The organism is Chryseobacterium sp. 22458 (assembly GCF_052044975.1).
GTDB lineage: Bacteria > Bacteroidota > Bacteroidia > Flavobacteriales > Weeksellaceae > Chryseobacterium.
Genome location: NZ_JBQEOA010000003.1, coordinates 120,935 through 143,355, shown reverse-complemented (window position 1 = coordinate 143,355; position 22,421 = coordinate 120,935). Strand labels below are relative to the sequence as shown.

At 35.9% G+C, this 22,421-nt stretch carries 21 protein-coding genes and 4 tRNA genes; 9 read left to right on the top strand and 16 right to left on the bottom strand.

Annotation, left to right across the window (positions count from 1 at the left end; all coding sequences use genetic code 11):
- Positions 1–159 precede the first annotated feature (159 nt).
- From ACTJJF_RS11655 to ACTJJF_RS11630, 6 genes are all read right to left on the bottom strand, one after another.
- Complete coding sequence (locus ACTJJF_RS11655) at positions 160–933, bottom strand: T9SS type A sorting domain-containing protein (protein WP_440699758.1); 774 nt, start codon at positions 931–933, stop codon at positions 160–162.
- Positions 934–1,436: 503 nt separating this feature from the next.
- A tRNA-Glu gene (locus ACTJJF_RS11650) sits at positions 1,437–1,511 on the bottom strand.
- A 64-nt stretch (positions 1,512–1,575) separates the two neighbouring features.
- Positions 1,576–1,647: transfer RNA gene (locus ACTJJF_RS11645), tRNA-Glu, on the bottom strand.
- 82 nt (positions 1,648–1,729) lie between these two features.
- A tRNA-Glu gene (locus ACTJJF_RS11640) sits at positions 1,730–1,801 on the bottom strand.
- A 10-nt stretch (positions 1,802–1,811) separates the two neighbouring features.
- Positions 1,812–2,066 carry a 30S ribosomal protein S20 gene (rpsT, locus tag ACTJJF_RS11635; RefSeq protein ID WP_002983073.1) on the bottom strand — a complete coding sequence of 85 codons (255 nt, stop codon included), beginning with the start codon at positions 2,064–2,066 and terminating at the stop codon, positions 1,812–1,814.
- 66 nt (positions 2,067–2,132) lie between these two features.
- Positions 2,133–2,453 carry a hypothetical protein gene (locus ACTJJF_RS11630; RefSeq protein ID WP_047380487.1) on the bottom strand — a complete coding sequence of 107 codons (321 nt, stop codon included), beginning with the start codon at positions 2,451–2,453 and terminating at the stop codon, positions 2,133–2,135.
- A gap of 476 nt (positions 2,454–2,929) precedes the next feature.
- Here ACTJJF_RS11630 and ACTJJF_RS11625 point away from each other — a divergent pair, with 476 nt between their 5' ends.
- Both ACTJJF_RS11625 and ACTJJF_RS11620 read left to right on the top strand, forming a co-directional pair.
- Positions 2,930–5,104 (top strand): EndoU domain-containing protein, encoded by a 2,175-nt coding sequence (locus ACTJJF_RS11625; RefSeq protein ID WP_440699757.1) that lies wholly within the window; start codon positions 2,930–2,932, stop codon positions 5,102–5,104.
- 19 nt (positions 5,105–5,123) lie between these two features.
- Positions 5,124–5,471 (top strand): hypothetical protein, encoded by a 348-nt coding sequence (locus ACTJJF_RS11620; RefSeq protein WP_440699756.1) that lies wholly within the window; start codon positions 5,124–5,126, stop codon positions 5,469–5,471.
- 295 nt (positions 5,472–5,766) lie between these two features.
- On the opposite strand, the gene ACTJJF_RS11615 is transcribed toward ACTJJF_RS11620, so the two are convergent.
- Positions 5,767–5,838: transfer RNA gene (locus tag ACTJJF_RS11615), tRNA-Glu, on the bottom strand.
- A 59-nt stretch (positions 5,839–5,897) separates the two neighbouring features.
- The gene (locus tag ACTJJF_RS11610; protein ID WP_440699755.1) at positions 5,898–7,184 is read right to left on the bottom strand and encodes an N-acetylmuramoyl-L-alanine amidase family protein; all 1,287 of its coding nucleotides are present in this window, start codon (positions 7,182–7,184) and stop codon (positions 5,898–5,900) included.
- A 53-nt stretch (positions 7,185–7,237) separates the two neighbouring features.
- Here ACTJJF_RS11610 and ACTJJF_RS11605 point away from each other — a divergent pair, with 53 nt between their 5' ends.
- The 3 genes from ACTJJF_RS11605 (at position 7,238) to ACTJJF_RS11595 (ending at position 10,778) form a co-directional block, all read left to right on the top strand.
- Entirely contained in the window at positions 7,238–9,823 is a 2,586-nt protein-coding gene (locus tag ACTJJF_RS11605; RefSeq protein WP_440699754.1) for a putative LPS assembly protein LptD, read from the top strand.
- 119 nt (positions 9,824–9,942) lie between these two features.
- A complete protein-coding gene (locus tag ACTJJF_RS11600) occupies positions 9,943–10,323 on the top strand; it encodes a RidA family protein (RefSeq protein ID WP_065400276.1) in 381 nt (126 codons plus the stop codon).
- Positions 10,323–10,778 (top strand): hypothetical protein, encoded by a 456-nt coding sequence (locus tag ACTJJF_RS11595; protein WP_440699753.1) that lies wholly within the window; start codon positions 10,323–10,325, stop codon positions 10,776–10,778. Before ACTJJF_RS11600 ends, ACTJJF_RS11595 begins: the two co-directional genes overlap by 1 nt.
- Positions 10,779–10,850: 72 nt before the next feature.
- Here ACTJJF_RS11595 and ACTJJF_RS11590 read toward each other — a convergent pair whose 3' ends face one another.
- Complete coding sequence (locus ACTJJF_RS11590; RefSeq protein ID WP_312300171.1) at positions 10,851–12,380, bottom strand: trypsin-like peptidase domain-containing protein; 1,530 nt, start codon at positions 12,378–12,380, stop codon at positions 10,851–10,853.
- A gap of 374 nt (positions 12,381–12,754) precedes the next feature.
- On the opposite strand from ACTJJF_RS11590, the gene trhO reads away from it, so the two are divergent.
- Entirely contained in the window at positions 12,755–14,107 is a 1,353-nt protein-coding gene (gene trhO, locus ACTJJF_RS11585; protein WP_440699752.1) for an oxygen-dependent tRNA uridine(34) hydroxylase TrhO, read from the top strand.
- Positions 14,108–14,160: 53 nt separating this feature from the next.
- On the top strand, positions 14,161–14,736 hold the full coding sequence (locus ACTJJF_RS11580) for a 5-formyltetrahydrofolate cyclo-ligase (RefSeq protein WP_440699751.1): 576 nt from the start codon (positions 14,161–14,163) through the stop codon (positions 14,734–14,736).
- Here the strand turns inward: ACTJJF_RS11580 and ACTJJF_RS11575 are convergent.
- Positions 14,685–15,263, bottom strand: a complete 579-nt coding sequence (locus ACTJJF_RS11575; RefSeq protein ID WP_312300164.1) for a hypothetical protein — start codon at positions 15,261–15,263, stop codon at positions 14,685–14,687. The genes ACTJJF_RS11580 and ACTJJF_RS11575 overlap by 52 nt on opposite strands.
- A complete protein-coding gene (locus ACTJJF_RS11570; RefSeq protein WP_312300161.1) occupies positions 15,247–16,428 on the bottom strand; it encodes a hypothetical protein in 1,182 nt (393 codons plus the stop codon). Before ACTJJF_RS11570 ends, ACTJJF_RS11575 begins: the two co-directional genes overlap by 17 nt.
- 183 nt (positions 16,429–16,611) lie before the next feature.
- On the opposite strand from ACTJJF_RS11570, the gene ACTJJF_RS11565 reads away from it, so the two are divergent.
- Positions 16,612–16,953 carry a hypothetical protein gene (locus tag ACTJJF_RS11565; RefSeq protein ID WP_276160322.1) on the top strand — a complete coding sequence of 114 codons (342 nt, stop codon included), beginning with the start codon at positions 16,612–16,614 and terminating at the stop codon, positions 16,951–16,953.
- Positions 16,954–17,078: 125 nt separating this feature from the next.
- Here the strand turns inward: ACTJJF_RS11565 and ACTJJF_RS11560 are convergent, their stop codons facing one another.
- From ACTJJF_RS11560 to rmuC, 5 genes are all read right to left on the bottom strand, one after another.
- A complete protein-coding gene (locus ACTJJF_RS11560; protein WP_312300158.1) occupies positions 17,079–17,846 on the bottom strand; it encodes a TrmH family RNA methyltransferase in 768 nt (255 codons plus the stop codon).
- Positions 17,847–17,866: 20 nt separating this feature from the next.
- Positions 17,867–18,658 (bottom strand): lysostaphin resistance A-like protein, encoded by a 792-nt coding sequence (locus ACTJJF_RS11555; RefSeq protein ID WP_440699750.1) that lies wholly within the window; start codon positions 18,656–18,658, stop codon positions 17,867–17,869.
- Positions 18,659–18,751: 93 nt separating this feature from the next.
- Complete coding sequence (locus tag ACTJJF_RS11550) at positions 18,752–19,588, bottom strand: LytTR family transcriptional regulator DNA-binding domain-containing protein (protein ID WP_440699749.1); 837 nt, start codon at positions 19,586–19,588, stop codon at positions 18,752–18,754.
- Between the two features lie 32 nt (positions 19,589–19,620).
- Positions 19,621–20,037: a hypothetical protein gene (locus ACTJJF_RS11545; RefSeq protein ID WP_440699748.1), complete on the bottom strand. Its 417-nt coding sequence runs from the start codon at positions 20,035–20,037 to the stop codon at positions 19,621–19,623.
- Between the two features lie 4 nt (positions 20,038–20,041).
- On the bottom strand, positions 20,042–21,547 hold the full coding sequence (gene rmuC, locus ACTJJF_RS11540) for a DNA recombination protein RmuC (protein WP_312300149.1): 1,506 nt from the start codon (positions 21,545–21,547) through the stop codon (positions 20,042–20,044).
- 198 nt (positions 21,548–21,745) lie between these two features.
- Here rmuC and ACTJJF_RS11535 point away from each other — a divergent pair, with 198 nt between their 5' ends.
- Positions 21,746–22,420, top strand: a complete 675-nt coding sequence (locus ACTJJF_RS11535; RefSeq protein ID WP_312300148.1) for a response regulator transcription factor — start codon at positions 21,746–21,748, stop codon at positions 22,418–22,420.
- Position 22,421: the final 1 nt, after the last annotated feature.

The following is a 22,421-nucleotide window of genomic DNA, read 5'->3' as shown; positions in this document are numbered from 1 at the left end:
TTAGTTACTTTATTTCAATTTTTGGTGATATTTAAATATTTGTATTATATAATATGTATTTGTTGATTTTTACTTAATAGCTGTTTTGTTTTTTGATTTTATAAATAACTATATAAAAAAAGCCGGCAGACTTTCAATCTGCCGGCTATGGAATATCATTTATTTAACAATAATTTTTTTAGAGTATGTTTTTCCTTCTTTTGTCTGAATAGTCATGAAGTAAATACCTTCCTGCTGTCTGGTGTCAAATGTTTTTGATCCCAGCTTTGTACGGTATACTTCTTTTCCGGAAAGATTGGTAAGAGCTACTTCAGCACCTTCCAGCGGAATATTAGCATCAATAGTAATCTGGCCGGCCTGACTGTGAGCTGCGATGTTGACTAATGGATCCTGATAAGCGTAATAAATTCTGAATCCTCCTCCAAGACTCAGTACTCCGCCTGTTAAGCCTATTCTTATTCCGTCATATGGTTTTTCAGGTTTGAATTCCACTGTACCCCTGTTTGGAGTTGCTCCCAGCTTAAGAAGACTTACGTCAATTGTTCTGCGGTCTTCATTGGAAGCCCCGCCATTCATGGTTTCAAGCGTTACTCCACTTAATAATTGTACGGATAAAGGAATATTGTCTGTCCCGATACCTACTACCAGTCTCGTATCTGATCTAAGATCCGGAAAGATTAAGGTTTGCTGGATACCTCCCAACAATGCAGTTCCCAATACCATTGTTGAGTAATCATCCTCATTGTTCCCGATTGCATTGAGTGGATTGTCTACACGGCAACCTAAACATGCTACTCCAAATACGCCCGAACTTTGAGCATGTGAATAGATTCTGTTTTGAGCGAATGATAAAGTGCTTGTCGATACCAGAAACAAAGCAATAAACAGCGCTTTAAATGAGCGTTGATTTCCCAAAAGTAAATTTAATTTCATGTTATTATATATTTGAATGAATAGTTTTACTCAAATTTAAGGATTAAAGATAAAAGTAAAAAATAATATTTCCATTTTTGGTGAATATTTTTATTTTATTAATATTTATGCAATATTGAGCTGATTATCAGTTGAAATTTTTTAATATTATTTAATTGATGTATATAATATTGATAAGGTGGAAAATTGATGTTCTTTCAGGTTTTATTCCAGGAAGTGACGACTGAATCCATACTCAACTTTTGCCTAGCCTACTACTTTTAGGATTGATCCCTGATTTGGAGCTTGAATGTTTGGTCTGAAGTATAAGGAGTTGTAAAAACCGTATTATTCCGCAGTTAAAAGATACTGTTTGATTAAGGATAATATTGTTTCTGAGTTTATTGAATGTACATTGTTCAGATATTTCCCCGTTTTTTGACTGTAGCTCTCCCTTTCTGCTATTTTTGTAAAATTGATGGAATGATTATAAACGAAAAAAGGACTTTCGAAAAAGTCCTTTTTGGTAGCCCGTAGGGGAATCGAACCCCTCTTACCAGAATGAAAATCTGAGGTCCTAACCGATAGACGAACGGGCCCTCTATCTTCCATTACCGAAGCAATGTGTTAGCTTTTGTTTTTATAAGTACAACTCTTAGTTTGTAGCCCGTAGGGGAATCGAACCCCTCTTACCAGAATGAAAATCTGAGGTCCTAACCGATAGACGAACGGGCCGGTTAGATTGTTTTAAGTATAGCTTTTCTACTTTGTCTTTAAAAAACCACTGATTGTATACAGTGGCTTTTTAAGATATAAGTAGCCCGTAGGGGAATCGAACCCCTCTTACCAGAATGAAAATCTGAGGTCCTAACCGATAGACGAACGGGCCCGCTATGCTTTTACGCTAATTTATTAACGTGTTTTGTCAATTTGCTTTTCAAGTTAGCAGCTTTGTTCTTGTGGATAATATTTTTCTTAGCTAATTTATCCAATAAAGCGATAACCTTCGGCAGTTGTTCTGTAGCAGCAGCTTTGTTCTCTTCATTTCTTAGAGCTTTCAATGCTGTTCTAGCAGTCTTGTGATAATATCTGTTACGAAGTCTTCTAGTTTCGTTTTGTCTGATTCTCTTTAGTGCTGATTTATGATTTGCCATATCGTTCAAATGTGAGTGCAAAACTATAAACTTTTTTTTAAACTACCAAATTTATTTTTAAAAAATTTAATTTTCTTCTGATAGGTACTTTCTGAGTTTATTTATTGCCTGTTCTATTTTTAAATTTTCTTGTTCTTTTTCTAATTTTTTGATCGTATTTCCCAGCATGATCAGTGCATTGTTCCATTCTCCAGTGGTATTGGTGAAAGTAAGTCCGTCAATTGTTACTTCAAAAGCAACCCTTTCTCCAGTCCTGTAAAGTCGGAAACTGATTTTATCATCTCTGCCTGTAATCCCGTCTTCATTGATTTGTAAATCATAACTTTTTGGGTTAGAGTGGATTTTCTTAAAAAGCAATTTCGCTTCTTGTATCTTTAAATCCGGCATGATATAAAATTTGGTAGCCTGTAGTAAACTACAAACAATGATTTATCAATAATGTTTTTCATCAGTGTTGCCATATTCGGGTAACCAATTATGGCTAAAAATTTTTTGCAAATATAATGCTTTTGTCATATATAATGTAATGGGAATAGATTTTTACAACAAAAATAAGTCGATTTTTATCATAATAGGGAGTAATTGCCATATTTTCAGGATGCTATAATTAATATATAGCTATTTGTCATTTTTGAGTCATCATGAACCTTGAGAGGTCTTAATTTTTTTATACATTTTAGTGCTGGCAATTATCCTCTAATTTCCTGTTCCCAAAAAAAATAACTAGATTCTGATTATTTAGATAAATCAATCAGGTTGATCGGTTTGAAGTTGGGAAAACCAAATTGAAACAAATTAAATTGTAAACGTCACGTTCTGTCGCTACCTGTATCTACATTTGGCTCATAATAAATTCAAATGATATGATACAAAGATTAGATTACGTTCTGAGTAGGAATCTTGACAGTCCTTACGGAAAAAACAGTGTATTTTTTGAAACATTCGTTGTTCCTCCCGAAGATTTTGATAAAATCCCCGAAACTAAAGAAACAGATCGCATAAAATATACTTTTATACTATGTAAGAGTGGTGTTGAAGTGTTTGATAGATACGAAAAAGAAGGGGTAGAAGAGAAACAATTTAAAGTACTCTATGAAGAAGACAATCCTGAAAAAAGCAATTTTTTTGGTACTGCCTGTCGGGTAAAAATGGGAAAATATGCCAAAGACTTCTTTAACAGAATCTATAATAATAATCAAAATACCACTTATGTAACTCCAACAGAATCAATAACAGTAAATGGGTTTGACAATCTTATTAGAGAGCTTGCGGATGATACAAAGATAAACGAAACTCTTTTAAAGGGTGCAATCTATCTGGAAATTGCTGAACAAAGTAAACTAAATGAAGTCTATAAAAAGGTATTCTTATTAAACAATCAGTTGGCAGACTGGATGAGAGGAGGCATAGAAACAATTGATAAATGGAAGTTTACAGAGGAAAATTACGATTACATCAAATATTATGTAAACCCGATGTACAGCACTTATCAAAACAAAATAGGAACAAGTGGTTTTTCAAAACAGGAAGTGAAATATAAGCCGATTATTCCTGTTCCCATTGCTTCCCAAGAATATAAAACCATGCAAAACGCTTCTGAAATCGCAGCAGCAGGATTTAGCAGATTTAAAGAGTTTGCCAACTATTTTGAAGAGGTTTCTTTGGCAATAGTCACAACCGTAGTAAAGGCAACACCTACTATTACGGATGATATTTTCTTAGCTGTTGTTTTCTATTTAAAAAATTTCATTGAAGATAATATCCCTGAAAGTATAAAAAACGTCTATAACAAGCTCAAAGTTTTTTTTAATGAAATATTGGAGGTTTTTTCAGGTATTGGTGCTGTTATCGTGGAGAAAGTCGATCGAGAAGTTGCAAAAATTAACGCTTTTTTATGCGGTCTTCTCAACGGCTTAATTTCTTTAGCACAAACCGTTATTATGCTGTTAGCAATGGTTACGGAAAAAATTCCGTTTTTGGAGATGGAAAAAATGAGTCCGTTAGAGTTGGCAAAACATCAAGAGAAATTAGAATTCATAGAAGATTTTGTAGATTTATTTGCTGTAAACTCAAAAGAGTTTCTTAGTGGAATTAAAAATATTTTTAGCGAAGGTAAAATTTGGAAAGAAATTTCACAATTTACTGATATGCTAAAAAAGAAATTTTCAGAACTTAATGACTATTTTTGGGCATATTTTGTAGGCGCTATTGCTTTTGAGCTTATTTTTGATGCTATCATCGCCTATTTTACAGGAGGCGCATCTCTTGCTGGAAAAATCTCTGAGAAGATAGCACAGGCAGCAGGTAAAATTAGTAGAGTATCTCAAAAATCAGCAAAATTAGGAAAAGCGATAAATTTTTCTAAAAACATAGGTGAGAAAATTGGTAATTCATTGGCAGATCTGTGGAAATGGCTAAAAAAGGAATTTTTAGAGTTAGTAGAAGCAGTAAAAAGTGGGAATTTAGTTCATTATTTGAAGAAAAAATTCTATGAATTAACAGATGATGTGGAGGGTTTGCGTAAATTGGCTTTTGGAAGATGGCTCAGTAAATTTGACAAAGGTTTTTTCAATCATCTTGAAGGAGAGTTTAATACTGAACTTTTTATAAAAAACCTGCCTTCGGGTTTTAAATATACAGATGAAATTTTAGTTTCCCAAGGAGGGCACAGAGGATCGGGAATCTTCAACGGAGCAATAGACGTAGAGAAAATAATAGACCCTGAAGGAATTTATTCTATGGCACAATTGGCAGATGATGTTCCTTTTAAGGCTAAAATCAGTATTAAATACAAAGATGGTTATTTGGTGAAAAATGCTGAATCATCCATGTTTCCCAAAAATTGGGATCTTAAAAGAATACAAGAGGAAATAGCATATGTATATGAAAATACTGTAGTTAAAGGACAAGGAATAAATCCAGCCTCATTGGGCAAAAAATTTAAACAATATAAGTTCAAAGACTCTTCAGGTAGGTTTGACATATTAATTGAGGTTGATGATGCAGGAAATATTATGAATGCATATCCACTGCTGTAAAATAAAAATATTATACAAAATGAAATATACATTTAAAAAAGATATGTGGGGAGACACTATCTTACACTCTATTCAGAGTGAAGAAAGTACTATAAACCACTTTGGTAGTTGGAATTGGACACCACAAAAAATTCAAAGTTTAATTGATGGCGTGGAACAAAGCAAAAACAAAGATTCTGATGAATCCTTTGACTGGCAAAATGAGGATGTTTTCTTCCGAAGCAATAAATATGGGGTTTTCTTTGTAGATCTAATGAAGCAAAGAGCAGGAGAAAAGTCTAAAAAACAGGATTTAGATTTGAATCATGATGAGTTCATTAAATTTTTGCAGGATTTTAAAAAATTTGTTGAAGAAAATAATTTATAAATTTGAGTAATAACAAGTAATTTTTAGTTTACTCTTAACATAAAGAGACTGTCTTAATCAAAGACAGTCTCTTTTTGGTTTCCAAAATTTATAAATATTGAAACTGTCAAGTTGTAAAAAACAAAAGTTAAAGAAAGGAAAGAAAAATTTTAACGAACAAAAAAGATTTTCGAAATTCGCCTTGTACAAAAGGTGTATGAGAGTTCTTTTAAATTTTCGTGGAAATTTCGTTGACTTTTGGGATAAAAAAATCCCTGAACCTTGTATTGATCAGGGATTGAGTCATGTAGTTTAGTAGCCTATAGGGGAATCGAACCCCTGTTGCAAGAATGAAAATCTTGAGTCCTGACCACTAGACGAATAGGCCAAATTTTGAGGTTGCAAAAGTAGAAATTAACTTTTAAACTTCAAAATTATTTTTTTAAATTATTTATATATTTTCTGTATTACTGTGTTTTTGATTCCCTTACCTTCAAGTTCTTTTTGAAGTTTTACAGCATCTTCTAAAGTATACACTTTTCCATAAGTATAGTAAAACACTCCATTCTCTTTATTCCTTTCCACGTCTTTCAGATTCTGAACGATGTAAGAATTTCCGTTCAGTTTATCACCTGCATAAACTTCTATGGTATAATATCCCATGCTGATTCGCTGGTTAGGCATGAAACCTACGGCAAAGGCATTTCTGAATCCGGCATCTTTGGCTGTTTTAAGATTGATGTCTTTTATAGAAGCCATATTGGTGACCGCATAGTAATATTTATACTGTCCGTTCTCTTTGATGGTTAGAATATAGCTCAATCCTTTAAGGGCAGGATCATTTTCGTTATATTTCGTAGGAGAACTCATCAGTAGAATTCTGAAATCATTTTTCAGTGGAACTTCTGCCGGTTTCTCCGGTTCCTGCTTTTTGATAGCGATAGATCCTCCGGTCTTTCTATCAATGGCTTTCTTATAATCAATAATGGCATTGTAGATACTTTCTGCAATTTCATTCTGACCTTTTTCGGAAGCAATATAGTGGCTTTCTTCCGGATGGTTGATGAATCCTGTTTCTATAAGCACAGAAGGCATGGCATTCATACGGAGAACGTGAAGGTTCTTCTGGAAAACTCCTCTGGAGAATCTTTTATCTTTATTTACGAAGTTATCCTCAACCAATCCTCCCAAAAGAAGACTTGATTCCAGGTATTTGCTCTGCTGAAGTTTCAGTGCAATTAAAGATTCCGGGGAGTCCGGATTATAAGATCCGAAGATCTGCTTATCTTTTTCATCCAGAAAAATCACGTCATTTTCTCTTTTGGCCACCTCAAGGTTCTCATTGTTCTGGTTGGGGCCTTGTACATAAGTTTCCGTTCCGTAGGCTGTAGGTCTTGCTGAAGAATTACAGTGAATAGAGATGAACAGGTCTGCTTTACTTCTGTTGGCCAGGTTGGTTCTGTCAGACAGGGAAGGGTATTCATCAATTTTACGGGTGTATATCACCTTAAAATCTCTGTTTTTTTCCAGCATAGCTCCCACCTTTAAGGTAATGGCAAGCGTAATATCTTTTTCTGCTATTCTTCCTATGTCTGAATAGGTCCTGTTGGCCCCGTGATCACTTCCTCCGTGTCCTGCATCCAAAACAAGGGTAAACTTCTTCTGAGAGAAAATAAAGTTGCCGATAAGGATAAGGAGAAATGATAAAATTATTTTAAAATTTTGTTTGTGCATCTTACAGTTATAAAAATTATATTAATTTTGGGCCTTAATTATATAGAATAAAATTGGCCAAAACCGTCCTCAAAAATATATTACAAATTTTAATTATCCTAATTTTTAACAATTTTTTAGCACAGAAAATTCCTGAAAAATTGCCTAAAAATGCGGTTAATGATACTATTTCCAAAAAGGATACCATAGTTGTAAAAAAAGAAACGCTGGATGATGTTCTCCGTACAAAAGCGGATGACCAGCGCAGAGACATCCCTAAAAAGATGACATTCCTGAATAAAAATGCCCAGGTAAAATATCAGGATATGCAGATTGATGCAGATTATATCTCCATTGATGACAATAAAAACCTGATCTACGCCAGAGGGAAACAGGATTCTTTAGGAAAGATCATTGAGCCTGTAATTACAACCCAGGCAGGGAAAAAATACGAAACCAACGAATTCAGTTATAATACAAAGACTAAACAGGCTATTGCCTTCAATGCAAGAACTGAAGAAAGTGAAGGGGTGATCATTGCCCAGAAAACAAAAAAATATAACGACTCTGTTTTTGCAATGGTAAAAGCAGATTATACTACAGACGATTATTTTATCAAGAAAAAAGATACGGCTGCGGATTACTTTATGAGAGCTTACAACATCAAGCTTCTTAAAACCAAAACCAAATCCCAGATCGTTACCGGGCCCATTCAGATGTTTATAGAACAGGTGCCTACACCTCTTTATCTTCCATTTGCCATCTTACCGTTTTCAGATAAAAGAGCAGCCGGTATCCTTATTCCAAGTTTCGGGGAAAGGGAAGATGTAGGTTTCTTCCTGAACGGAATTGGATATTATCAGCCGATCGGGGAACATTTTGATCTCAAAGTCCTGGCTGATATTTACACCAAAGGAAGCTGGAACCTGCGTCCGCAGATGAATTATCAGAAGAAATACCGTTATTCGGGAAGCTTCAATGCAGATATCGGAACCATGGTGAGAGGAATCAAAGGATTGGAAGATTATACAAGAAACAGTACATACAGAATCAACTGGACGCATTCACAGGATGCAAAAGCAAATCCATTCCTTACGTTCAGTGCTTCCGTAGACATTGTAAGTACGAAATTTTACAATAATCCGCTGAACAACAATTATATTTTCAATCAGAATGTATTGAATACCCAGCAGAACTCAACAGTAACACTTACCAAGAGATTCCTGAAACTTCCGGTCACGATCACCGGAACAGCCTCTTATTCTCAGAACTTTGCCACCGGATTGGCAGACCTTCGTCTTCCGCAGATGAACGTAGCCGTGAATCAGTTTTACCTGTTCAAATCAAAAACAGGGGTGAGATCAGGACTTCTTGAAAATATTACCGTGAATACAGGGTTCAACCTGACCAATTTTGTCAATACTCAGGAAAATGAGCTGTTTAAAAAAGAAATGTGGGATAAAATGCAGACCGGCCTTAAAAATAATATAGCCATTGCAACCAATACCACATTGGCGAAATATTTCACTTTCAGTTTAAGTGCCAATATCGATAATGCACTTACTACCAAAACGCTGAACAGATATTATGATCCTGTAAAAGCAGTTACAGTAGATGAAATCAATAAAAAGTTTGCCGGATATTCTACATTCTCTACTACGGCAAGTATCCAGACTACCCTTTACGGACAGATGGATTTTAAAAAAGGATCTGCTATTGAAGCAATCAGACATATGGTGACTCCGAGTATCGGATTTACCTATTCTCCGGATTTCTCAAGTCCTAATTTCGGATATTATAAAAACTATTATAATGCGAACGGAGCTCTTACTCCTTACTCCATTTTTGAAAAAGGAATTGTAGGAAGTCCGCAAAGCGGAATGGTAGGAGCTTTAGGTTTCAATATCGGAAACAACGTAGAAATGAAGGTTAGATCTAAAAGTGATTCTACAGGCGTAAAAAAGGTTAAAATCTTCGAATCTTTAAACCTTTCAGGGAACTATAACTTTGCAGCTAAAGATCACCCATGGTCTATTATTACCATCAACGGGCAGTCCTCATTCCTTAACGGTAAATTGACGGTCAATACCAGTCTTTCTCTTGATCCTTATAAAATTGAATTTATTCCGGGACAGGACACAGGAATCAGAACAGAAAAATTCGGAGCTTTCAGCGTACAGGGATTCAACGTACAGATGTCTTATCCTCTGAGCAGCGAAATTTTTGGCGAGAAAACAGAATATGCTAAAAAGTATTCCAAAAAAGGAGAAGTCCGGAATGAGAACTATTATTTCGACGATGATAATTATGCCCATTTTGATCAGGCCTGGACTTTGAATATTAATGCCAATTATGCCTACTCAAAAGGACTGAACAGATTTGGAAATAAAATTGCATCCGTAGGTCTTGACGGAAGTATCAAGCTTACCCCTTTCTGGAATATCAATGGAAGTACACACTATGACCTTGTCACCAAGCAGCTGGCTTATACAAGAATCGGTTTTGCAAGAGATCAGCGAAGTTTTACCATCAATTTCAACTGGGTTCCCTTCGGGCAGTATAAGGTATATGACTTCTTTATCGGAATCAAAGCCAATATCTTAAGTGATGCATTGAAATACAAAGACAGAAGCTTTACACAGCCGAATGCACCTTTCTAATATCAGATTGGCATTTGAGAATATAAATTTTATATTTGCAACCAAAATAAATTCTAACTAAATTACCGTTTAGAAAGTAGATGGTGATTGTATAAGATCAAAAAAAATAAATATCCGCTATGAAACAAGTAATCAACACAGTGAACGCTCCTGCAGCAATCGGGCCTTATTCACAAGCTAATATGGCAAACGGAGTATTGTATATCTCCGGACAGATTCCTGTAGATCCTGCAACTGGTAAACTGGTAGAAGGAATTGAAAAAGAAACACACCAGGTAATGAAAAACCTTGAAGCAATTCTTACAGAAGCCGGAATGACTTTTAAAAACGTTGTAAAGGCTACGATCTTTCTTAAAAGTATGGATGATTTTGCTGTAATGAATGATATTTATGCGTCTTATTTAGATGCGGAAAGCTATCCTGCACGTGAAACGGTACAGGTGTCTTGCTTACCTAAAAATGTGGATATCGAAATCTCTATGATCGCACATCAGGATTAATGAATTTTATAAGAAATACAGTTGCGGTGCTTGTAGGCCTTGGGATAGCCGGGCTTATCATTACTCTTGGTATAAGGGCTTTTCCGCAATGGGTAACTTTTGAAGCTTTTGCTCCTTTTGAGCATTGGCAAAGGTTTCTTTTCAGTATGAAAGATGATAAGGCATTTTTCGGTTTCCTGTTGTTTATTTCCGGATTGGGAACAACAATAGGAGGGGTGGCAACAGCCATTATCGTTAAATATGCCAAAGTAGCCTATGCTATTCTGATTGGCTTTATCATGCTTTTCATTGCGATGTTGGATGTTATTATTTTTCCTTATCATCCTACATTTTATAAGATTTCCATCTTCCTTACTTTCTTCCCGTTTTCGTGGATCGGAGGTAAGATCGTAGAAGTGATCTACGAAAGAAACAAGAAGAAAATGATCGCTGAAAAAATGAACAGACCTAAATAAAAAGAATAAAAAAACGCTGCAGATATCTGCAGCGTTTTTTTATTGACAGGCCAACTGTTGTTCAGCTCCTGATTAAGGCATCTTAAATCCTTTTGTATAAATTCTTCCGTAGTCATCTACAAATTTCACCTGTACATTTCCCTGATACTTATCCAGGATCTTTTCTACATCTTTCTGTGAGTTGACCGGTTTTCCGTTAATTTCAATAATGATATAATTGTCTACAATTCCGATTTTAGCCATTTCGCTGCCCTCAGAAACATTTTTGGCAACTACACCGCTGTTCAGTCCGTATTCTGTTTTGAATCGCTCGGTAAGAGGCTCAAATTCTGATCCGATCTTTTCAGTTACGGTAAGATCAGCTTTGGTTTTTGTAGAAGTTCCTCCTTTCTGGTCTTTCAGCGTTACGGTAGTTGTATTTTCTTTGCCGTCTCTTAAATAAGTTACAGCAACTTTGTCTCCGGGGCGTTTGCTTCCGATAGACATAGACAGATCAGCGAAATCAGTCACTGCATAATTGTCAACTTTGGTGATGATGTCTCCTTTTTTCAGACCTGCATCTTCAGCACCACTTTTCTCACCGAATCCTGTAATATAGATTCCGGAACCTACTTTAAGGTTGGTTTTAAATTGTCTGTTGTATCCTGCCACCAGCTGATCATTGGAAAGATCTAATGACTGAACACCTAAGAAACCTCGCTGTACAATTCCGAATTTCTTGATGTCTTCAACAATTTTTCTTGCCAGGTTAGCCGGAACAGCAAACCCATATCCCTGATAGTATCCTGTAGTAGACTGAATGGCAGAGTTGATCCCGATAAGATCACCGTTTGTATTTACCAATGCTCCTCCAGAGTTACCCGGGTTGATCGCAGCATCAGTCTGAATAAAGCTTTCAATAGGATTGGCTGCTTTACCCTGACTTCCCAGAATGCCGATTCCTCTTCCTTTTGCAGACACAATACCTGCCGTTACGGTAGAATTAAGCCCAAGCGGGTTTCCTACCGCCAGTACCCATTGCCCAACTTCAATATTGTCTGAGTTCGCAAAATTCAGGTAAGGAAGACCTTTTTCCTCAATTTTCAGTAAAGAAATATCCGTGTTAGGATCGGTTCCCACCAAAGTAGCGATATATGATTTTTTGTTGCTCAATACAACCTCAAGCTTATTGGCACCTGCCACAACGTGATTGTTGGAGATAATATAACCATCCGGAGAGATGATTACCCCTGAACCCATTCCTGAAGGCATATTATCCGGAGCCTGTTGCTGCTTCTGTCTCTGCTGGCCTCTTCCTCCGAAAGGATCTCCGAAGAAAAAGTCAAACAGATCCTGCTCTGAAGCTCTGCTGGATGTTCTGCTTTGGTAATTTTTGATGGTCACTACAGCCGGAACGGTCGTTTTGGCTGCCTTTACAAAATCATCGCCTACCGCTCCTGTATTCATTCCTACAAATGATGCTGTAGGTGCTGATGTTGTGAAATAAGACTGATCTCCATTATTGGAGCCGTGTCCGAAATATTGTATAGCTCCAACGGTAGTAGCTCCTGAGACAACTCCAACTACTGCAAATGGTAATAGTTTTTTTAAAGTACTCTTCATTGTATATCTTTCTTGTTTATTAATTAATTTCTTTTTTATGTTTTTGAGTAAACAAATTTAATGTTAAATAAGTAAGCAATTAGTATGCTATGTTTCAATTTTAACTAAAATTTAACTGCTATTATGTCATTTTATACATTATGTCATAATTGTTAATGTCACAGTTAACAAAACTTAAAAAAATATTAAAGAATTTACGCTAGATAATACAGTCTGCCAAATCTATAAATATTGTTCATTTTAATCATCAATTTACGAATTCTGCACTCTTCATTTCCGCTCGTTCATTCCTTTATCATTAAGGCCAATAAATATACTTAATTTAAAATTCTTATCTTTGCAAAAATATTTTTCTCACTTAAAACGTTTATAGCATGCAACTGTATAACACCTTAAGCGCAGAAGAAAGAGCTCTACTTATTGATGAAGCTGGTAAGGAACGCCTTACATTGTCTTTCTATGCGTATGCCAAAATTGAAGATCCCAAAAAATTTCGTGACGACTTATTTATAGCCTGGAATGCTCTTGATGCTCTTGGCCGTATTTATGTGGCTCACGAAGGAATTAATGCTCAGATGAGTGTTCCGGCAGATCAGTTTGAGGCATTCCGGAATACGCTTGAAGTGTATGACTTTATGAAAGGAATCCGTTTGAATGTAGCGGTGGAGCAGGATAATCATTCCTTTTTAAAACTGACCATTAAAGTCAGAAACAAAATTGTAGCTGATGGTCTGAATGACGAAACTTTTGATGTAACCAATAAAGGAATTCATTTAGGAGCACAGGAATTCAACAATATGCTTGAAGACCCGAATACCATCGTTGTTGACTTCAGAAATCATTATGAAAGTGAAGTAGGACACTTTGAAGGAGCTATTACTCCTGATGTGGAAAACTTCAGAGAAAGCTTACCGATTATCAACGAACAGCTTCAGGATTTTAAAGAAGATAAAAACCTTTTGATGTATTGTACGGGGGGAATCCGTTGTGAGAAAGCCAGTGCGTATTTTAAACATCAGGGGTTCAAAAATGTTTTCCAATTGGAAGGCGGAATCATTGAATATACCCGCCAGATCAAAGAAGAAGGAATAGAAAGCAAATTCATAGGTAAAAATTTCGTATTTGACCACAGATTAGGGGAAAGGATTACGGATGACATTATTGCACAATGCCACCAGTGTGGAAAGCCGTGTGATAATCATACCAATTGTGCCAATGACGCCTGTCATCTTTTATTCATCCAGTGTGATGAGTGTAAAGCTGCCATGGAAAATACATGCTCTACAGAATGTCTTGAAACCATTCATTTACCTTGGGATGAACAGGTGAAACTGAGAAAAGGTCTTCAGGTGGGAAATAAAGTATTCAGAAAAGGAAAATCTGATGCATTGAAGTTTAAAAACTCAGGTGATCTCCCTAAAGCACCTTTGGCAAAAGCTGAAACAAAAAATATCCGACAGAAAATAGCGGTTAAGAAAGTATTACTGGGAAAGGCTGAGCATTATTATTCAAAATCAAAAATTGCACAATTCCTGATTGAGAATGGTGAGCTTGCAGTAGGAGATAAAGTTTTGATTTCTGGCCCTACAACCGGTGAGCAGGAGGTTACAATTACAGAAATCTATGCAAACGGAGGCCCATGTGAAACGGCAAAAGCAGGAGATCAGATCACTTTTGAACTGCCGTTCAGAGTTCGTCTGTCTGACAAATTATATAAAATTATATAAGCTGTAAGGAAGTTTTAAAATAATAAAAGCTGCCTTTAAATAATTTAGTCATTATGCTAAAAGCTGAGCTTAGAAAAAAATATATGCAAAAAAGAAAAGCCTTGTCTCATGATGAGGCTTTCTTGTTATCTGAAAAGATTTTTCAACATTTCGTTTCTTATTTTAAACCTGAAGCAGGGCAGAAGATGCATGTTTTCATCCCGATCGACAAGTTTAATGAGGTTGATACGCAAATCTTCATCCGATATTTTTTAGCACAGCATATCCGGGTATATGTACCTAAGATCGTAGCGGACAAACTTATCAATATTGAAATTTTTCAAGATACTGTGTTTGAAACCAACAGCTGGGGGATTTCAGAACCTGCTTCCAACGAAGATTCCGGGGAAATCTATTTCCATTATGTGATTACTCCTTTATTGTACTGTGACAGGAAAGGAAATAGGGTAGGTTACGGAAAAGGTTTTTATGACGCTCTTTTTCAAAGTATCTCACCTGATACCAAAAAAATCGGAGTCAATTATTTTGACCCCGATGAATATATTGATGATGTCTGGGAAAATGATATTCCTTTAGACTATTTGGTTACTCCTACGGAAGTGCTGTCTTTTTTTAGCGGCTTAGAATAAAAATCAAGGAAGTAAAATTTAAATTCTTTTTTGAGCTTTGATGTAGACAGCAGGATATACTGGGCATTCTTTTCGAAGCTTCCCAAAGACTTATTCTTATTGTCAAAGTATTCCACATTGAATTTGGCGTAGTCCAGCGTATCCTTTTTATAGAATTCTTTATAGACGTTCAGGCTGTTTACCTTTACAGATCTCACTTTCAGACTGTCCAGTTCCTTGATAAGTCTTTTAAATGTCAAAGAATCAGGCTTATGGAAATAACTTTCCATTTGTGAGTAAATGACAGTGTCTATTTCCGTATTTCTGTTTCCGGAAAGATATAGGGTGGAAAGATCAAGAAGTTCCTGAACCTTCTGTTTGGTAATCGAATTGATGGCCTGCATGCTGTCCATTTGTACAGCAGGATAGCTTTTCTCATTATTGCTGTTTCGCAGTTTGTCAAGATCGCTTACTTCTGTTTTTTTATTACAGGCAGCTAATAAAACCAGAAGAATGGTGAAAATTAAAAAGTTATTTATTCTTTTCATCTGTGGAGGTAATTTTAAATTTAATGGAAATGATTTTGCCCTTCGTGTCCTTTTTCATTTCTATTACATTCAGATTTTTTAATGATGTAGTAGGAGTGGTTACAAGCGTAATATATTTTTGTTTATTAAGGCTTTCAATACCATAGGTGTTATTGTCATACACCTGATAGATGACTGCATTATTGCTGATCAGATTTTCCAGCTGATTTCTTTTTTGTTTGATCAGGGCTACCTGTTCTTCATTATTGCCGCCTTTGATGTCTTTGATAGAGAAATAATAGGCTGCCATTTTATAATCATCCGGTTTCAGTTCTATTTTCTCTTCTTCAGGGGCATTTTCAAGGTTCCTGTTGACTTCCAGAGGTTCATAAAAAGGAGCGTTGATCCGCATTTTCAGGTTTTTATCTTTCGTAGAATAATAAAAACATTCTCCAGGTTTTATTTTATACATCAAAGGTGATTCGTTTTCTTTGATCACCATTATTTCTAAGGTGTTGATCACAGAAACTCCTCGGTCCTTGTCTATAAAACAATACTTGTAGGTTTTTGAAAAAAGTACATCTTTAAATCCTAAAATTCCGGTAATGGCAATCAAAACCGAAGTAACAAGTGCCCATGCATTCTTTTTGAAGAAATTTTTCCTGGATGGTGTAGCCAAAATTTCAACATCTCTTTGAATATTTTGATTTACCTTAACTGTTTGATTTTCAGTATTTGTTTTTTGTAAATCAGTGTTTTCAACTGGTTGAATTTCAACTTTTCCAGGCCGGATTTCAGTTTTTGGTAGATCGGGCACTGAAGAAACTGTTTTTTCCAGTTCACTGATTTCTTCTTCCTCAAGGTCTTCATTTTCCTGGAGCAATTCTCCGGCAAAAAGATGCTGTTTCTTAAATTCGTACCACGAGTCATAACCTGCATAAATACTCAATAAATTGAGCATATCTATTCTTGGTAATTTGGTGACGGGTGAATTTTTAAAATAGGTGTAAAAAGACTTTTCACTGATGTTTCCTTTCGCTTTTTTGCGAAGGTCTTCCTGGAAATATATGATATCTATACCCTTCCACTTGGAAATATCATCCTGTGAAGGGGTATATTCTTTTAAGTATTGACTCTGAACATCCTTTTTTAGCTGTTCAAAGTGTAATAGATCTAAATCTGTCAATTTTTCAAAAAATAATTAAATTGTTGATTATCAGTTATGTTTTTTTGTAAAACTATTTTACAAAGGTATTACAATTATTTTTCATAAACAAATTTTCTAACTGCTCTACCTTTGTCTTGTTCAAATAACAGAACAGAAGAAAATTTTATAAAACAATATTAACAAAATTAAATTTAATTTATTATGAAAAAGTCATTATTCGTAGCTGCTATCGCTGCAATCTCTCTAGTTGCTTGTAAAAAAACTGAAGCTACTTCTACTGAAGGAGCTACTGATTCTGCTGCTGCTCAAGTAGCTGATTCTGCTGCTGTAGTTACTGATTCTGCTGCTAAAGTTGTTGATTCTGCTGCAACTGCTGCTGTAGGTGCTACTAAAGATGCTGCTGCTGCTACAACTGCTGCTGGTGCTGAAGTTGCTAAAGATGCTGCTGCTGGTGCTGCTGACGCTGCTAAAGGTGCTGCTGATGCTGCTAAAGGTGCTGCTGATGCTGCTAAAGATGCTGCAAAAGACGCTGCTAAGAAATAATTTTAGCATAAGCTTAACAATAAAAGAACCGTTTCACCCAGTGAAACGGTTTTTTTTGTGCTTTATAGCCAACTCTCTTCTAATGTCATTGCGAACCGAAGATAGAAGCAATCTGTTTTTAGCCTTTATCCTTTCTTTTGCCTCAGTGATTCATAGCATGTAATAGCTACCGCATTACTCAGATTCAGAGAATCAATACTACCGGCCATCGGAATCAGTGTGTTTTTCCCTTTGCCGATCCAAAAATCACTTAAACCTGAATGTTCAGTCCCGAATAATACTGCTGAACGTTGTGTGAAATCTCTTTTATAAAGATCTTCAGCACTTTCATCCATCAGGGTTGTATAAATGTTGAATTTATTTTTCTGAAGAAATTCAAGGGTTTCTGTATTCTCAGCCTGATAGACTTCCATTCCGAAAAGGCAGCCTACACTGGATCTGATGACATTAGGATTGTAAAAGTCTGTTTTTCCGTCTGCCACTATAAGAGCATCCACCCCGAAAGCTTCGCAGCTTCTTAAAATAGCTCCAAGATTTCCGGGTTTTTCAACGCCTTCAACAATGATGACCGTAGAGTTATCTTTCGGAATAAATGAAGAAAGGGGTGTTTCTTTTGCCGTGTACACTCCAATGATTCCTTCAGAACTTCCTCTGTAAGCAATCTTTTCATATACTTTTTCACTTACATAATGGATTTTTCCTTCAGGAAGCGTTCCTTTAAAGATGTTTTCACAGACAAAGAACTCCACAGGCTCGAAATTGTACTGAATGGCCCTTTCATTTTCCTGCTGTCCTTCAACTACAAAAACTTTTGATTTTTTACGGAAACGGTTGTCAGTAAGAAGCTTAGTGACATTTTTTATCTTATCGTTTTGGAAACTTTCTATCAACATTCCGCAAAATTATGCAAAATTTATGATTGAATTTCTTTGATTTTGATAAAAAGGCTTTTACCCGTGATCTCAAACGGGGATTTATTCTTTCTTTTACAATAGATGATAACTACAGTCAGAACGGCAATCGATAGAAATTTATAGAGATTTCCATAGAAATTTCCGGAAACATTTTCTGATACATTAAAGATTTCCCAGTACAGGTTCATAAAGAAATGAAGGAATATGGCAGTCCATAAGTTATATTTTGATTCAATATAGGCCCATGCAAAAAATATGGATCCCAGAAATGTAATGGCGAATATTTCAGTAAGCTCTACAAGATCCTGGCTTTGATATAGATGTACCTGTGCAAAAAGTAAAGATCCTGATAATACCGATGATAAAAAGCCAAGTCTGGTAAATCTGTATAATATTCCAATAAGAAAAGCCCGGAAAATAATTTCTTCAAAAAAGGCTGATGAAAGGGTGTTGATAAACAGGGGCTCAAAATGTATTGTAGGAATTATTTTAAAATGGATCAGATAGCCGATAAGCATAGGAAGAGTACCGGTAAGGGCCAAAGTGAATCCCTGGATCATGGGTTTGTTTAATGAAAACAGATCCGGAATATTTCTTTTGGGGAATAGAACTTTTAAAGTAACGATCAATGGGATTAATGTTATTGTATAAGCAGCCACATGGGCTATGGCTTTGCTGTGAAAGATGCTTTTTGAAAAAGTCTGGATCGTTTTAAAATAAAAGAAATCGAGGAAATAATAGATTGTAAAACCTAAGATAAAGATGAAAAAGAAGCGGATGTTTTTACTCATGTCTGTTAATTTTGAGCAAAAATGTAGCTTTAAACCAATGCTTTCAAATGAATGTGATGAATGACAAAGAATAGTGACGAATGACAAAAAATATCAATTCTGCTGTTGGAGCTGGGGAATAATTGAAGCAATAAAACTTCTGGAAACAGGAATTTCAAAGTCAATCTCCGGAAGAATCAATCTGTATCCCTGGGCATTTCCTTTGAGATTTGTTACCTTTCCAAGATTCACAATATAAGAGCGGTGACATTTTTTGACAGAACCTGTTTCAATTTGATGTAAAGCATTGGATAAACTTATCCTTATCAGTACCTTTTTTAAGCTGCTATTCTCTAAAAAATAGAATGTACAATAATTTTCCATGGAGCGGACACATAAAAAATCATGCTCTTTGATGGTAAGCTCTGTATTCTGTGCCGTTATTTTTAACAGGTTCTCCTGTAGCTTGGGCATGGAAGCCGTGAGGTGCTGGGAAATATTCTGCGCTGTTTTTTCATGGATGTTCTTTAAATAGATATACCGTGATAAAATGTATATGGCAGAAACTGGAACCCCTACCGCAAGACAATACAGGAACATATAGAAATAATTGCCAAGATCCAGGGCTATATGACTTAAGAATAATGAATTGTAAAAATAAGACACAACAGAGCTCAGGAATAGGATGGAAATTATTTTTAAAAGCTCTGAACCCATATTCCAGTTGCTGAAACGGAAAGTCATAAGACTGGTAATAAAAAATGCAGTTCCAAAAATAATGCAATAGGGAAAAAGTAATAAAAACTTATAGGGATGTTGAAAATTTTCCGTACCAAAGGGCTGGAAAATGATCAGAAACAAATAGACAGAAATTCCTGCCCCCAGTGAAGAGATGAAAATTTCTCTGAAAGATTCGGACTTCGGATAAGGGTATAATGCAAAAGAAAACATAGGCTCTTTTTTTACAGGATACGACTCTCAGTTTACCGGGAAACAGAAGATTGTTCCGGGGATTTTAAAAGAATAATACTTCCGACGAAGAGTGAAACGCAGCTCGCTATCCATAGATAATAAGCGGGGCCATAGCCTGTGATAGGGTATTGGTGTCCTGCTTCATCCACCGTTATTTCTCCTACAGATAAAAAACAGAAAGTGAGCGCCAGTGCCAGAAAACTGATTACAGCTGAAACTTTCGGTTTTTTCATCAAAAGAAGAAAAGCGGCTGTAACAAGAAGAGGATTGGCCATCCATGCGATGCCGCCGCCCTGCATTTCTGCCCATCCTAAAAGAAAACAGAATAATCCGGTTACATTATGGTCTTTGGTATAAACAGCCTCAAAAGGTAACGAGATAAAGAAAATGAGAATGCTTATAATAACAATAGTGTATGTTTTTTTCATAGGTTTAATTTTCTGATGGTTCAATTAAATTACTGTTGTCTATAAGGCTTGGCGGAAGGTCTTTTTTGTTTTTTATCCCCAAAGATTTTAATTTTTGAGTCTGGATCACCAGGTTGTCATTTCCGGTATGGAGCTGCTTGTAAGCGTCATTAAATACATTTTTAGCCTGATCAAGGTTTCTCCCCACTTTTTCAAGATTTTCAACAAAGCCTACAAACTTATCATAGAGCTTGGCTCCCCGCTCTGCTATTTCCATTGAATTTCTGTTCTGATATTCTCTTTTCCACAGGTCGGCAATCAGTTTAAGTGAAGTAATCAGGTTGCTGGGATTCAGCAATAGGATTCTTCTCTCATAAGCATAGTTCCAGAGATTCTGGTCTGCCTGCATAGCAGCAATATAAGCCGGCTCGCTTGGAATGAACATCATGACAAAATCCAAAGATTTACCATAATCGTCATAAGCCTTCTGGCTCAGCTGGGTGATGTGGTTTTTGATGGATCCAAGATGCTGGCTCAGTTTTATGGCATATACATCAGGATCGTTTTCGTCAACAAGATCTGTGAAGGCTGTCAGGGATACTTTGGAATCGATGATGACATTTCTTTCATCCGGATATTTTACCACAGCATCCGGACGCATTTTTTTACCGGAAAATTCAGAAAATAGAGCATTGTTGTCCTCATCACGCAGTTCATGTTCCAGAAAATATTCTCTTCCTTTTACAAGTCCTGATTTTTCAAGGATGCTTTCAAGGATCATTTCTCCCCAGTTTCCCTGGGTTTTGCTTTCGCCTTTTAATGCCCGGGTCAGTTTTTTAGCATCATCGGAGATCTGTTGGTTGAGCTCGGCAAGTTCTTTTACTTTTTCAGCCAGAGAAAAACGTTCTTTATTCTCTTTTTCATAGGCTTCATTGACTTTATTTTTTAAGTCCGCTATTTTTTCCTGGAACGGGTCGAGGATGGTTTTTAAATTATTTTGATTTAAAGCGGTAAACTTTTCTGTTTTTTCCTCGAGAATTTTATTAGCCAGATTTTCAAACTGAAGTTTTGATTCTTCCTGTATTTTAATGATCTCCTCTTTCTGGTTGTTTAAAGACTGCTGAAGGCTCTCGTTCTTTGCCGACAATTCTGAATTTTTGGCAAAAAGATCCTGTTTCTCAATGATATGGGTGTCTATCTGGGAAGTCTGCTTCAGATTGATCTGTTTTAATTCCTGAAACTGGAGGGTAAGAGAAGAATGTTCAGCAGAGATTTTTGAGAATTCGCTTTTCAGATCGTTCAGCAAGTCCTGCTGTAGCATATTCTGTTCTTTCTCCTGGCTGATCTGCTGATGGAGTTCCTGAATTTTCAGATTGGAATTTTCAAGATCAGATTTGTTTCTGATAAACAGGGTATTGAGCTCATCAAAAGAACTTCTTGAAACCATTGAGGATTTCAGTGCAAAATATAAAATAATTGCTCCCAGTATCCCGCCGGCAATAAATCCAATAATTAAATATATCATCTCCATCTTTCAAAATTATGAAAAAAAGCCATGTGAAAAAATATGCCCGTACAATGGTTAGAAACATACAATCAGGCTGATCAATAAAAAGTGTCAGAATGAAGAATGTGAAATTCCAGTGGTCTTTTTTAAAACATGCTGCTCCCCGCTGAGACTTCCTTTCTTAATTAGAATCCCTATATTTATAGGAAATTTCCGAAGTATATGAATATTTTGTTGGTAGAAGATGATCAGAGAATCAGCAACTTCCTGATAAAAGGGCTTTCCGAAGCCGGATACAATATGACGCTGGCTGATTCTGGAGAAAAGGCACGGGAACTTATTCATACCTATGATTTTGATATTATTCTGATGGATATTATGCTTCCGGGACTGGATGGAATGCAGCTTACCCAGATTATCCGTTTCAAAGGAAATTATACGCCGATACTGGTTTTAAGCGCTTTAAACAGTCCTGATGATAAAATTAAAATGCTGGATCTCGGAGCCGATGATTATTTATCAAAACCTTTTCACTTTGAAGAGCTGATCTCAAGGATTAAAGCTTTGACCAGGAGGAATAAACTGAGCTACCAAAAAGAAGATCATTACCTGTCATGCGGAAATATTACTGTTGATACCGATCTTCATAAAGTGACTCAAAATGACAAAGAGATTGAATTTTCTCCTACAGAATACAAACTTTTCACATTCCTGATGGAGAATAAGAATAAGGTATTGAGCAGAACACAGATTTTACATAAGGTCTGGGGAATTGATTTTGATAACAGCACCAATGTGGTGGATGTTTATATTTCCTATGTCCGCAATAAAATAGATGAAACTGAACATAAGTTTATTCATACAGTAAAAGGAACAGGGTATTTAATTAAAGACTGAC